The organism is Flavobacterium sp. (genome assembly GCF_031411595.1).
Taxonomy (GTDB): Bacteria; Bacteroidota; Bacteroidia; order Flavobacteriales; family Flavobacteriaceae; genus Flavobacterium.
Genome location: NZ_JANOBI010000058.1, coordinates 68,387 through 80,972, shown reverse-complemented (window position 1 = coordinate 80,972; position 12,586 = coordinate 68,387). Strand labels below are relative to the sequence as shown.

Below are 12,586 nucleotides of genomic sequence, written 5' to 3'. Positions count from 1 at the left end.
TCCAATTCCTGGAAATCTGCCGAATGTGAATTGATCGGCGTATGGTCGAATTTTTCAGGTTCGTTGACGCGCCGGATTTTAGTGTCGATGATTTTATAGAACGGTTTCAACAGATATTCTATGAACACCGTATCCAAAAGGAAAGTCACAACCAAAATGACAAATAAAACAATCAGGATAAACAAGCGTATCGCAAAAGTCAAATCTTCTATTTCGCTTAAGCTGTTTCCGATTTCAAGCAGGTAGGCTTCCTTTTCATAAATAAATTCATATTGCAGAATACGGTAATCATTCTGCTCTTCCTCAATAATTCTGGGTTCGTTAATAAAAACCGTTTTGGGATTTATTCGGTTTTGTGTCAACCGCGACAACTGCAGAAACTCATTGTGCAGCGTAGAAAAACTCGCGTAGGTTTCCGACGAATCTTTACGGATTACAAAATCATTGATTTCCTCTTTGTCAAGATGTTCGATGAATTTTTGCTTCTTTTCAATCAATCCTCTATTGATGTGTTTGTAGACTACTTTTTCAATCAAAACCGGCAACAACATCCACAGAATCAAAACCACCAACAGTCGAGTCAGCGCGTTGAAAATGGCGAGTTGGTGTTTGATTTTCATTTCAATTGATTAATCATTAATGCGATAACCCACATTGCGAACGGTTTCAAACCATGCAATCGAATCGTGTTTGTCGAGTTTTTTTCTGAGATTCCGCACATGCACATCGATGAAATTAGAATCAGAATTGACTTCCAAAATATCACCCCAAATGTGTTCCGTGAGCTGCAATCGGGTGATGACACGGTTTTTATTGAGTACCAAATATTGAAAAATATCAAATTCCTTTTTGGTTAAATTAATCGGAATGGCATTATAACTTACTTTATAATCTTGCAGTTGCAAACTAAATCCGTGTATGTTCAATTCATTAACTGTAAATCCATGAATCCGACGAATAACCGCGAACAACCGTGCGCCCAATTCTGTCAAAGCAAAAGGTTTCGTGAGATAATCATCGGCACCCAATTGCAAACCTTCAATTTTATCATCGAGTTCGCCACGTGCGGTAATGACAATCACAGCGACTTTCGACTGTTGTTTTCTTACGCTTTTCAACACTTCAAAACCATCGCCGTCTGGCAGCCCTAAATCGAGTAACATCACATCATAGGAATTGACTTCCATTTCTTCTAAAGCCGCTTCACAACTCGACACCCATTTGCACAGATAGCCAGTCTTCGATAAGAAGTCAACAATTTCGACAGCCAATTCTTGATAATCTTCAACAATTAAAACATTCATAAACTATGGGTAAAAGCGAAAGTAAATATAATCAAAAAGCCGGCAAATGGTTGCGCCGACTTGATCATCAATCTTAATAATCTTCCATTACTATTTTGCAACAATTTCTAGAAACTCTCCTTTATTATTGAAAACAGCATCGCTGAGTTGGTCGTTAATCTTAATTCCAATTTCATAGGTGACTTTGTTATTGTTATCGATGACTTTCATGCTGTCTAAAATTTGGTTTTCAGGGTAATTTTTTTTCAAATATTTTGAAGCTGCTACTGGAATTTCAGCCAACGAAATTTCGGAATGCAACACTTTAAAAACGCCAAACACATTATAAATAGCAGTCATTTTGATGTTATTGACAATAAAATCTGCATCGTAATTCAACTCCGTTTGGTCATTCCCACGATAGGTTTTTTCCCAATGCGGCTCGATTTTAGGAAATGCTTTTTGAAATTGTTTTGTCACTTCTAATGGCGGGACAATCTGTTTTTCTACTTCTTGGTTTTGAGCAACGAGAGCCATACTAAATAGAAGTATTATTGTTGAAAGGATGCTGTTCATGATTTCTAAAATTTAATCCAATGGCATTCATTTATCGAGATTGAAATAAAAAGCCGATATAATGAATACCGGCTTTAAAACCCAATTAATTAATCAACCTCAACTACAAAACTATTTTTGAACTTTCGCTGTAGGTGCTGCCGCTTCAGTATTTTTTGAAGTTGCGTTTTTCACTTTTCTATGGTGTTTTTTACGCACCACCACTTCTTTTGACGTGTTCGCTTTTTTGGTGATGGTGTTTGCATTTACCATAAAACTTGTGCCCAAAAGCACTGCCAATAACATTACTACTTTTCTCATGATTTCTAAAATTTTGAATTAATAATCTTTTTTGATGAAGTAAAATTATAATCCTAAAATGAAGTCTAGGTGAAGAAATCGCGCTTTAAAAAAGTTTAACTTTCCTTTGTGATTTTCCAAAAACATATCGTTCAAATTCCTATTTTTACTCGCACTATAAAATTTGATTTATGTCACAAAAACGCCTTTACCTGCTCGATGCTTACGCCTTAATTTTTCGCGGTTATTTTGCTTTTATAAAAAACCCGCGAATCAATTCGAAGGGCATGGATACTTCAGCCATTATGGGTTTTATGAATGCTTTAATGGATGTTATCAAGCGAGAAAAACCTGATCATTTAGCCGTTGCTTTTGACAAAGGTGGAAGTACATATCGTTATGAAATGTACCAGGAATATAAAGCCCACCGTGATGAAACACCTGAAGCGATTAAGATTGCTGTGCCATACATTCAAGCATTATTAAATGCGATGCACATTCCGATTATTGAAGTAGCAGGTTTTGAAGCCGATGACTTGATTGGTACGATTGCCAAACAAGCAGAAAAGGAAAACTACCAGGTTTTTATGGTGACGCCCGATAAAGATTTTGCACAATTGGTTTCTGAAAATATCTTTATGTATAAGCCCGCAAGAATGGGCAACGATATCGAAATTTGGGGTATTCCTGAAGTATTAAAACGATTCGAAATTGAACGACCGGAACAAGTCATTGACTTTCTCGGAATGATGGGCGATGCTGCAGATAATATCCCGGGATTACCCGGTGTTGGAGAAGTCACAGCCAAAAAATTACTAAAAGAATTCGGTTCGATGGAAAACCTTTTGGCAAATACAGATAAGCTAAAAGGTGCGATGAAAGAGAAAATTGAAGCCAATAAAGACAAAGGGATTCTATCTAAAAAATTAGCAACAATATTATTAGATTGCCCGGTTACTTTTAATGAATCGGATTATGAATTGTCGAAACCTGATGTTGAAAAAACCGATGCGTTATTTCAAGAACTCGAATTCCGTCAAATGAAAACGCAATTCGATAAGTATTTTGGCACCGGAAAAGAATATGATGAAATTGACACCAACGAAAATACCGAAAATTCATCCGATGCAACACCCAAAAAAGCTCCAGCCAAGAAAACCAACGAAGACCAATTCGATCTTTTCGGTTTCTCAGATGATGATTCCAACGAAGTCAAACACAGTTCTTTCTATACCAATTTATCGAATACCGAACATTTTTACCAAACCATTCAAGGCGACTTATCGATTAAGTTACTTTTACAAAATTTGACACATCAAACATCGGTGTGTTTTGACACGGAAACTACAGGTATAGATACACTTCACGCCGAATTGGTCGGTATGTCATTCTCGTATGAAAAAGGCAAAGCTTTTTATGTTCCATTTCCCGAAAATCAGCAAGAAGCTCAAGCATTAATCGACAAATTCAAACCTTTTTTCGAGAATGAATCAATTGAAAAAATTGGACAAAACATCAAATACGATTTGAAAATCCTTGCCAATTATGGCGTTCAAATCAAAGGAAAATTGTTCGACACGATGATTGCACATTACCTCATCAATCCTGATATGCGCCACAATATGGATGTTTTATCGGAAACTTATTTGAAATATTCTCCGAAATCCATCGAAGATTTAATTGGAAAAAAAGGCAAAAACCAAAAGTCGATGCGCGAAGTGCCTTTGGAAGACATCAAAGAGTATGCTGCTGAAGATGCTGATATCACGTTTCAATTGAAACAAAATTTTAGTCCAATTTTAGACAAAGCCGAAACCAAAAAACTGTTTGATGAAATCGAAATTCCATTAATTCCGGTTTTGGCAGCAATGGAAATGGAAGGCATCAACCTCGATGTGGATTATTTAAAATCGATGTCCGTCGAAATGCAAAAAGAAATCGATGCTTTCGAACAAAAAATATATGAAACTGCCGGAGAGAAATTCAACTTGGCTTCTCCAAAACAACTCGGCGACATTTTATTCGACAAAATGAAAATCGGTGGTGCCAAACAAAAGAAAACCAAAACCGGACAATATGCTACCGGAGAAGAAGTTTTGAGTTATTTAGCCAATGAGCATCAAATCGTGAAAGACATTCTCGAGTGGCGACAAATGGTCAAACTGCAAAGCACATACATAGAAGCATTGCCCAATCAGGTTGACACGAAAACCGGGCGCGTACATACCGATTACATGCAAACCGTAGCGGCAACAGGCCGATTGAGTTCCAACAATCCGAATTTGCAAAACATTCCGATTCGTACGGAAAGAGGCCGATTAATCAGAAAAGCATTTATTGCGCGTGATGAAAATTACACTTTATTATCTGCCGATTATTCTCAAATCGAATTGCGCATCATTGCAGCTTTGAGCGGTGAAGAAAACATGATTGCTGCGTTTAAAAACAACGAAGACATTCACAGAAGTACTGCTGCAAAAGTATTCAATGTGCCATTAGAAGCAGTCACTAAAGAACAGCGAAGCAACGCCAAAACGGTCAACTTCGGAATTATTTATGGTGTTTCTGCTTTTGGGTTGAGCAACCAAACTTCATTGTCTCGAAAAGAAAGTGCGGAATTGATTGACGCTTATTACCAAACTTATCCAAAGCTCAAATCTTATATGCAGGAACAAGTTGATTTTGCTAGAGAAAATGGTTACGTACAAACCGTTTTGGGACGAAGACGTTATCTCAAAGACATCAATTCTGCGAATATGATGGTCAAAAGTGGTGCGGAACGCAATGCTGTGAACGCTCCAATTCAGGGAAGTGCGGCTGATATTATCAAAATTGCAATGATCAATATCCATAAGAAATTAACTTCAGAAAACTGGAAATCTAAAATGCTATTGCAAGTGCATGACGAGTTGGTGTTTGATGTTCATTTATCAGAACTCGAAAAAATTCAACCGATGATTAAGCATGAAATGGAAAATGCTTTTATCATGGCTGTGCCTTTAGATATTGAAATGGGTATTGGAAAAGATTGGCTCGCGGCGCATTAATTACAACACAAACCGATACGTTGCTTTGATTAAAAAGATATTCTCAGGTTTTCTGTTGAATATCTGATTGTTGATGCCTGTAAACAAATCATCTCGCGAATTGGCTTCTCCGAATATTCCTTGCGACCATACCAAAAATATTTCCGAACCCGGAATATATTCCCAACGAATGACCAAATTAGAATTGAAAGACACTTGAGAAAAATCTGGATTGTCAAATTCATAATCGGCTGTTCCATCAAGGTTTTCGTCTACTGAATATTGATTGTCGGCTTCATTAAAACTAATTTGATTGGGATTGTACATTGTAATCCTGTCGCCATAATACTTCGCTCTGGCATCGCTTACATAATTGAACGATTGATACTTTCCTCTGGAAATAAAAGGTTGCCCATAATACTGAATCGTCAAGTTTGGATTGATACAATAATCCACTCGAATCGTGGCATTTAAAGTTTGCTGAGACAATGCAGCGGTAACATATCTTCGTGTATCGCCAAAGCCAGCATCAGGTACAAATTGCGTTTTACTTTTATTGATTTGAAAATTTGGACTCAAAGAAATCGTCAAAGCATTGATGGGTTGATACGTGATTCCACCGTCATATTCCATATAAGAAAAAGAACTATTCCTACCTTCGGAATGGTAAATTCCACCATAGAAACTGATTTTTTTCCTGCCATCCGAACCGAAATTAATGTACTGGAAAAATTCCTCAGAATATCTAAAACGCGGCCCGCCTTGCAAAACCGTATTCGAATAAATTCTAGGTTTATAAACAAGTTGCCCATTGATATTCCAATTGCTTTTGAGGTTAACATTACTTGTCAAGGTGTATTGCATTCGATTGTAATTTCCATCGAAATCATAACTCGAAAATTGCTCGAATCGCGTAAATACTTTTCGGAATTTCCCAAAAGGTTTAAGTGTTTGGTAGGTCACAATCCCAAATTGACGAACCTCGTCTGCTTGTCTCAAAAATCCAACATCATTCAATTCCAATTCCGGTGAGCGCCACATCATAATTCCGGTGTAACGCCAATGGCCTTCGCTAGATTTTCCCATTTCGAAGCGGCCGCCGGTTCCTGTTAATGAGGTTCTGTTATCATCAACTTCAACATGGCTGGCATCGATGCGTTGAAACAAATGCGTCAAGCTTCTTTGCGTTCTTGTGATGGCTTCTTTGCTGCCTTCTACGCGACTGGTTACGACGTTTCCTGAAAAATAATATTTTCTGTTTTTCCAATTGTGTTGAAAATCTATTCCGGCAGTATAGGCTGATTTTCTTAAGAAATTTAATTCTTCACCTTGTAAATTCCTGTTGGTTGCGGTGAAAATTCCTCCGATAAAACTATTTCTATTGTTGAAATCCTTTTGCGCTCGTCCTACAAAATAATTGGTTAAAGGCTCTACAATTTCTTCTCTTCGGTCACCAGCATTGTCAACTTCTGCAAATTCTTTATCGGTGACACTTTCTAAAACCCCAAGCGACCATCCGTTTTTGGTTTTTCCGCTGAATTTCGCAGCACCAAGAATGGTCGTGTTTTTGGGTGCATCGATAAACTCATTGCTGTCAATAAAGTCTTCCCTTTGTGGACTTCTTCCAATTCTTCGAGAATAAAACAAATTGTCTTGGTTATCGGCGAATTTGAAATTAAAAATATTCTTGTTTTCTACAAAAAAAGGTCGTCTTTCTTCAAAAAAGATTTGAAAACCATCCAATGCAATCGATGCAGGATCTGCTTCAACTTGCCCAAAATCAGGATTGATCGTAAGGTCTAAAGTCAAATCGTTGGTCACACCAATTTTCGCATCCAAACCGCCATTGATTTTGGCATCGCTCCCATCACGAAACGGATTTCCTTTTTCTTCAGGATAAGTATTGAGCTGTGAGGCAAAAAACGGTTGGATTTCAATTTGTTTTTGTGGTTCGATATCTTTCAAACCGTGAAGTTCACCAAATTCACTAACCCAACCTGCAGCATCTAAAGGAATGCGTTGCCAAGTAGATCGCTCTTCAGCTCTAAAATACCGGCGCTGCACTTGAATTCCCCATATTTGTTCTTTGTCATTTCCGAATTTGAGTTGGCTAAAAGGAATTTTAAGCTCTGCCGTCCAACCTTCTTCATCGATGTTGGTTTTTAAATACCATATCGGATTCCAACTGCCGTCCCAATTGTTGCCATTATTAGAAATAAACTCATCGCCTTTGACGCCCGAAACGGAAGCTGTAAATGAAAACCCCGAGCGTTTATCATGATAACTGTCGATATTAATCTCCACCCAATCACCTTCAAATCCGTCGCGTCTTGACATTCTTTTTACAATGCCCGCCGGATCTTTATCGTAACAGCGGTAAGCGATATATAAATATTTTTTATCGTAAATGATTTTGAACTTGGTTTGCTCTGTAGGTGTGGTATTTTCGTCAGGTTCATGTTCTATAAATTCGCTGGACCAATCAACAATATCCCAACATTTTTCATTAATAAGACCATCCATCGTAGGCGATTCATGTTCGCTAAGGGCTTTTGTAGTATAGATTTTCTTTGGGATAATATTTTTATCTTGTCCATAAATAGTATGAAAAAAGAAAAAGATATAAATAAAAATAAGCTTACTAATGATTCTCATACCACTTGGATTTTTTGATTCCTTATATAGACATTCAAATGATTTGTATGTTACAGTTTCATTTATCTTTTAACTTATGAATTTATAAATAGACAATAAGATTGTGAGATTTTAAGACTATAAGATTCAATCGCCTCAAAATCTTACTGTCTTATAGTCTTAAATCTAATAATATTTAAGTAGACAAATAGTAAACATTGAAAATTGACTCGGCTTTATTCAAAAACAATTGTCTAATTTTATCCCAATCAAAATCAACCATTTTGGAATCACTGAAAACCATATTGTATTTTTCGATTTTTAAGTATCCTTTAAAAATAGAGGAAATTCATAGTTACACCAACCATGAGGAAATCGCTGAGACATCGAACGAATTGGCGCATTTGATAGCCGAGAAAATCCTCACTAAAGTGGATGATTTTTATGTATATGGGAGCGACTTAGACAGTGTAATCAGACGAATGAAAGGAAATGTCTTAGCCAAAAAAGCGCTTGTAAAAGCCCAAGAAAGAGCTAGCCTTATCGCTAAATTCCCTTTTGTGGAAGCTGTTGGCGTTTCGGGTTCTTTGTCAAAAGGATATTATGACACTGATAGTGATATCGATTTCTTCGTCATCACCAAACACAACAAACTTTGGATTTGCAGAACGTTATTAATCCTTTACAAGAAAATATTCCTGCTGAATTCTAAGAAATATTTCTGTGTCAACTATTTCATTTCTTCAAAGCAATTGGAAATTGTAGAACAAAATCGTTTTACTGCCACAGAAATAAAAACCTTAATTCCGATGCAAGGCAAAGTGCATTTTGAAAATTTCTATAAAACCAATTCGTGGGTGACAAAATATTTTACAAAATTCAATACCGATTTGAATCAAATTCCCACCATCAAGAAACCATTGTTTACCAAAAGCATTGAGTTTACTCTGAATAATGCATTCGGAAATGCCATCGACTACTGTTTAAAATCGATTACGCTTATCAAATGGAAAGCAAAGTTTGATTATTTAACCGATGAGGATTTTAAAATTGCTTTAAAATCAACCAAAAACATTTCGAAACACCATCCTTCTAATTTTCAAAAAAAAGTTATCTTATCTTTGAATGCCAAACTTGAAGAAGTGCGGCTGAAATTTAATTTAGTTTTACAAAAGGAACATGTCTGAGATTCTTTTTTCACATTCCTATTATTACAAACTCGACCCAAAACAATGGAAAAACAAAACACCTTTTCCGCCATTGGGCACTTTGTATGCGGCCTCTTTGATGCGAAAAAATGGTTATGAAGTTGACTTATTCGACACCAATTTACTCGACAATCCAAACAACATCATCCCAATTCTTGAAAAAACCAAGCCTAAATATTTGGTGATTTACGATGACGGTTTCAATTATTTAACCAAAATGTGCTTGACCAATATGCGTGAAGCTTGTTTTGAAATGATTGCGATTGGTAAAAAATACGACTGTATTGTTGTGGTTTGCAGTTCTGATTCGACCGATCATTATGAAAAATATCTAGATCAAGGTGCCGATTTCATCATCAAAGGTGAAGGTGAAATTACTTTGCTTGAATTGCTGAATGCTATTGAAAACAGCCAACCGTCGAATCAAATTTCGGGAATCGTTTATAGAAAAGAAACCCAAACGATAGTCAATCCGAAACGCAACGTACTTCAAAACTTAGACGAATTGCCGCAACCTGCCTGGGATTTGGTTGACATCGAAAGTTACAAAGCCATTTGGAAACAAAGCAAACAAGAATTCACACTCAACATTGCTACCACGCGTGGCTGTCCATACAAATGCAATTGGTGCGCGAAGCCCATTTATGGCAACCGATACAATGCGCATTCACCAGAATATATTGTCAAGGAAATACAATATTTGCAAGATCATTTTGGAGTCAAACGCTTTTGGATGTGCGATGATATTTTTGGATTAAAGCCCAATTGGGTGCAAGAATTCAATCGCGAATTGGATAAAACGCAATTAAAAATCAAGTACTTCATTCAAAGTCGCGTCGATTTATTATTGAAAGAAGATACCATCGATGCTTTAGCACAATCGGGATTGGAAGAAGTTTGGGTAGGTGCCGAAAGTGCCTCACAAAAGATTTTAGACGCTATGGATAAAGGCACTAAAGTTGAAGAAATTTATCAAGCGACTCAATTGTTGAAAGCCAAAAACATCAAAGTAGCGTTCTTTTTACAGTTTGGTTATTTGGGTGAAAATAAGGCCGATATTCAGAAAACCATTGCGATGGTCAAAGCATTACAACCTGATAACATCGGCATTTCCGTTTCGTATCCTTTACCCGGAACATTGTTCTACGAAAAGGTAAAAGACGATTTAAAGCTCAAAGCCAATTGGTCGGATTCGGATGATTTCGAAATGATGTTTAATGGCACTTATTCTTCGAGTTTTTATAGAAAGTTGCAGCGTTTCGTTCATAAAGAATATAGAAAAGCACAAGGCATTGGTCATTTGAAATCGATATTGAAACAACCATCGCAATTGAATTTTGGAAAATTAATGTCGATTTTGAAATTGGGTTATTATGTTCCAAGTGTTTTTATGGATGGTTGGCATTTAAAAATGAATGACCATGAAAGCTGATTTCGACCAAGCCGCCGCCGATTACGATGCTGCTTTTACGAATACTGTTATCGGAAAACTACAGCGTGCTTTGGTATACAAACAATTGACACCATTACTTTCTAACAAAATTCGCAACATACTTGAAATCAATTGCGGCACGGGCGAAGACGCGATTTGGCTGGCAAAACAAGGCTTTAATGTTACAGCAACCGACATTTCTGAGAAAATGATTGCTATTGCAAAAGCTAAAGAAAGTCAAAATGGTATCCGATTTATTCAAGCTGACACCAATGATTTATCTGTTTACTTTCCGTCGGAAAAATTCGATTTGATCTTTTCCAATTTCGGTGGATTGAATTGTTTGTCGGAAATTCAAATGGAATTATTTTTTAAAAACGCAGCGCAATTGCTTACCGAAAAAGGAAAATTGGTGTTGGTGATTATGCCACGAAATACACTTTGGGAACAAGGATATTTCTTGCTCAAAGGAAATTTAAAATCCATATTCAGAAGAAAAAAAGACAGTGTCATCGCCAATGTCGACGCAGAAAAAGTCATTACTTATTACTATAACCCAAAAGAAACCCTAACTTTAGCTGATTATTATTTCGATTTGAAGCAGCAGAATCCGATTGGTTTTTTTGTACCGCCTTCGTATTTGGAGCCATTTTTTAAAAACAAACCGCGATTCATTGCACTACTGAATGCATTAGAAAGAAAAATTACAACGTATCGTTTTTTAGCAAAATATGCGGATCATTATTTAATTGCTTTTGAAAAAAAATGAGTATCCTACTAACCCACGCTTACTATTTATCTGCTGATCCGAAAGAGCAGAAGATTATGAAACCCTATCCTCCATTGGGGTTGTTGTATGTGTCTGGTTATTTATTGAGTAAAAACATTTCCAATGATGTTTTCGATTCGACGTTTTCTTCGAAAGCGGAACAGCTTAATTTTATTTTAGAAAAACAGCCCAAAGTCATTGCGATCTACACCAATTTGATGACGAAAATAGAGGTCGTTTCATTAATCAAAATACTCAAATCCGAATCTTACGGATTTCCGAAAATTATTCTTGGCGGCCCCGATGTGACCTACAATATAGACAATTACCTCAACACCGGCGCAGATTTTTTAGTCATTGGCGAAGGAGAAGAAACGACTTTTGAGTTGTATAATGCGATTATGAATCAAGGTAATTTTCATGAAATTAATGGCATCGCATTTAAGGAAAACAACCTCATTATTCAACCACCGGCAAGAACTAAATTCCGCGAACTCGACGATTTGCCATTACCAAATCGCGATGCCATTCCAAACGAAAAATACTTATCGACTTGGAAAAAAAATCATGGCGAAAGTTCGATGACGATTTCTACGCAACGCGGTTGTCCTTACACTTGCAAATGGTGCAGCACCGCGGTTTACGGGCAAAGTTATCGCAGAAGACCGGCACATTTGGTGGCTCAGGAAATGAAAATGCTCAAAGACCAATACCAACCCGATGCGATTTGGTTTGTCGACGATGTGTTTACAATCAGTCACAAATGGCTCACGGCTTTTCATGAAGAAGTCGTCAAGCAAAACGCGCAAATTCGTTTTGAATGTATTACCAGAGCCGAACGATTAAACGAAGAAATTCTACGCTTGCTCAAAGAAGCCGGTTGCTTCCGCATTTGGATTGGCGCCGAAAGTGGTTCCCAAAAAATCATCGATCTCATGGATCGCCGCGTCGATGTGAATCATGTCAAGAAAATGATTCAAGACACCAATGCTTTGGGCATCGAAACCGGAACGTTTATCATGGTTGGTTATCCCGGCGAAACCGAAGATGACATCAATGAAACGATTCAATATTTGAAAGACGCGAATCCGACGCAATATACCATTACGATTGCTTATCCGATTAAAGGTACTTCATTGTATACTGAAATTGAAAATGACATTACCATCAAACCCGATTGGCAAACTTCAACCGATAGGCAGATTGATTTCAAAAGAAAATATTCTCGGAAATATTATGATTACGCGGTTAGAAAAGTGGTGAATGAAGTCGAGTTCCATCGAGAATTGATCAAAGGAAAGCAAAGCAATGTCTTAAAAATATTAAAATTAAAAACCAAATCGATTGTAGCCAATACGTTGATGACGCTTCATAAATAA

Annotated in this window: 9 protein-coding genes and 1 pseudogene; 5 read left to right on the top strand and 5 right to left on the bottom strand. The window is 36.9% G+C overall.

All coding sequences use genetic code 11. The annotated features are described in order from the left end of the window. The 4 genes and pseudogenes from RMO03_RS13985 to RMO03_RS13970 all read right to left on the bottom strand — a co-directional run. Nucleotides 1-620: pseudogene (locus tag RMO03_RS13985) on the bottom strand (sensor histidine kinase); the annotation flags it as partial. Nucleotides 621-629: 9 nt separating this feature from the next. Further along, nucleotides 630-1,304 carry a response regulator transcription factor gene (locus RMO03_RS13980; RefSeq protein WP_309642724.1) on the bottom strand — a complete coding sequence of 225 codons (675 nt, stop codon included), beginning with the start codon at nt 1,302-1,304 and terminating at the stop codon, nt 630-632. Between the two features lie 90 nt (nt 1,305-1,394). Next, complete coding sequence (locus RMO03_RS13975; RefSeq protein WP_309642723.1) at nt 1,395-1,859, bottom strand: hypothetical protein; 465 nt, start codon at nt 1,857-1,859, stop codon at nt 1,395-1,397. 111 nt (nt 1,860-1,970) lie between these two features. Then, nucleotides 1,971-2,159 (bottom strand): hypothetical protein, encoded by a 189-nt coding sequence (locus RMO03_RS13970; protein WP_309642722.1) that lies wholly within the window; start codon nt 2,157-2,159, stop codon nt 1,971-1,973. 170 nt (nt 2,160-2,329) lie between these two features. Between RMO03_RS13970 and polA the strand changes: the two genes are divergently transcribed. Then, entirely contained in the window at nt 2,330-5,185 is a 2,856-nt protein-coding gene (gene polA, locus RMO03_RS13965; protein ID WP_309642721.1) for a DNA polymerase I, read from the top strand. On the opposite strand, the gene RMO03_RS13960 is transcribed toward polA, so the two are convergent. Next, a complete protein-coding gene (locus RMO03_RS13960; protein ID WP_309642720.1) occupies nt 5,186-7,819 on the bottom strand; it encodes a DUF5916 domain-containing protein in 2,634 nt (877 codons plus the stop codon). A gap of 263 nt (nt 7,820-8,082) precedes the next feature. Here RMO03_RS13960 and RMO03_RS13955 point away from each other — a divergent pair, with 263 nt between their 5' ends. Genes RMO03_RS13955 through RMO03_RS13940 form a run of 4 tightly spaced genes read left to right on the top strand, consistent with a single transcriptional unit; the run spans nt 8,083 to nt 12,586 of the window. Then, nucleotides 8,083-8,985: a nucleotidyltransferase domain-containing protein gene (locus RMO03_RS13955; RefSeq protein ID WP_309642719.1), complete on the top strand. Its 903-nt coding sequence runs from the start codon at nt 8,083-8,085 to the stop codon at nt 8,983-8,985. Next, entirely contained in the window at nt 8,978-10,438 is a 1,461-nt protein-coding gene (locus RMO03_RS13950; protein ID WP_309642718.1) for a radical SAM protein, read from the top strand. The genes RMO03_RS13955 and RMO03_RS13950 overlap by 8 nt, the downstream gene beginning before the upstream one ends. Next, entirely contained in the window at nt 10,428-11,207 is a 780-nt protein-coding gene (locus tag RMO03_RS13945; protein ID WP_309642717.1) for a class I SAM-dependent methyltransferase, read from the top strand. Before RMO03_RS13950 ends, RMO03_RS13945 begins: the two co-directional genes overlap by 11 nt. Further along, nucleotides 11,204-12,586, top strand: coding sequence for a B12-binding domain-containing radical SAM protein (locus tag RMO03_RS13940; RefSeq protein WP_309642716.1), 1,383 nt, complete (start codon nt 11,204-11,206; stop codon nt 12,584-12,586). Before RMO03_RS13945 ends, RMO03_RS13940 begins: the two co-directional genes overlap by 4 nt.

Excerpts from the sequence above, each read along its gene's own strand:
- RMO03_RS13975 (WP_309642723.1), bottom strand. The coding sequence starts at position 1,859 with ATGAACAGCATCCTTTCAACAATAATACTTCTATTTAGTATGGCTCTC.
- RMO03_RS13945 (WP_309642717.1), top strand. The coding sequence starts at position 10,428 with ATGAAAGCTGATTTCGACCAAGCCGCCGCCGATTACGATGCTGCTTTT.
- RMO03_RS13940 (WP_309642716.1), top strand. The coding sequence starts at position 11,204 with ATGAGTATCCTACTAACCCACGCTTACTATTTATCTGCTGATCCGAAA.
- RMO03_RS13970 (WP_309642722.1), bottom strand. The coding sequence starts at position 2,159 with ATGAGAAAAGTAGTAATGTTATTGGCAGTGCTTTTGGGCACAAGTTTT.
- RMO03_RS13980 (WP_309642724.1), bottom strand. The coding sequence starts at position 1,304 with ATGAATGTTTTAATTGTTGAAGATTATCAAGAATTGGCTGTCGAAATT.
- polA (WP_309642721.1), top strand. The coding sequence starts at position 2,330 with ATGTCACAAAAACGCCTTTACCTGCTCGATGCTTACGCCTTAATTTTT.
- RMO03_RS13960 (WP_309642720.1), bottom strand. The coding sequence starts at position 7,819 with ATGAGAATCATTAGTAAGCTTATTTTTATTTATATCTTTTTCTTTTTT.
- RMO03_RS13950 (WP_309642718.1), top strand. The coding sequence starts at position 8,978 with ATGTCTGAGATTCTTTTTTCACATTCCTATTATTACAAACTCGACCCA.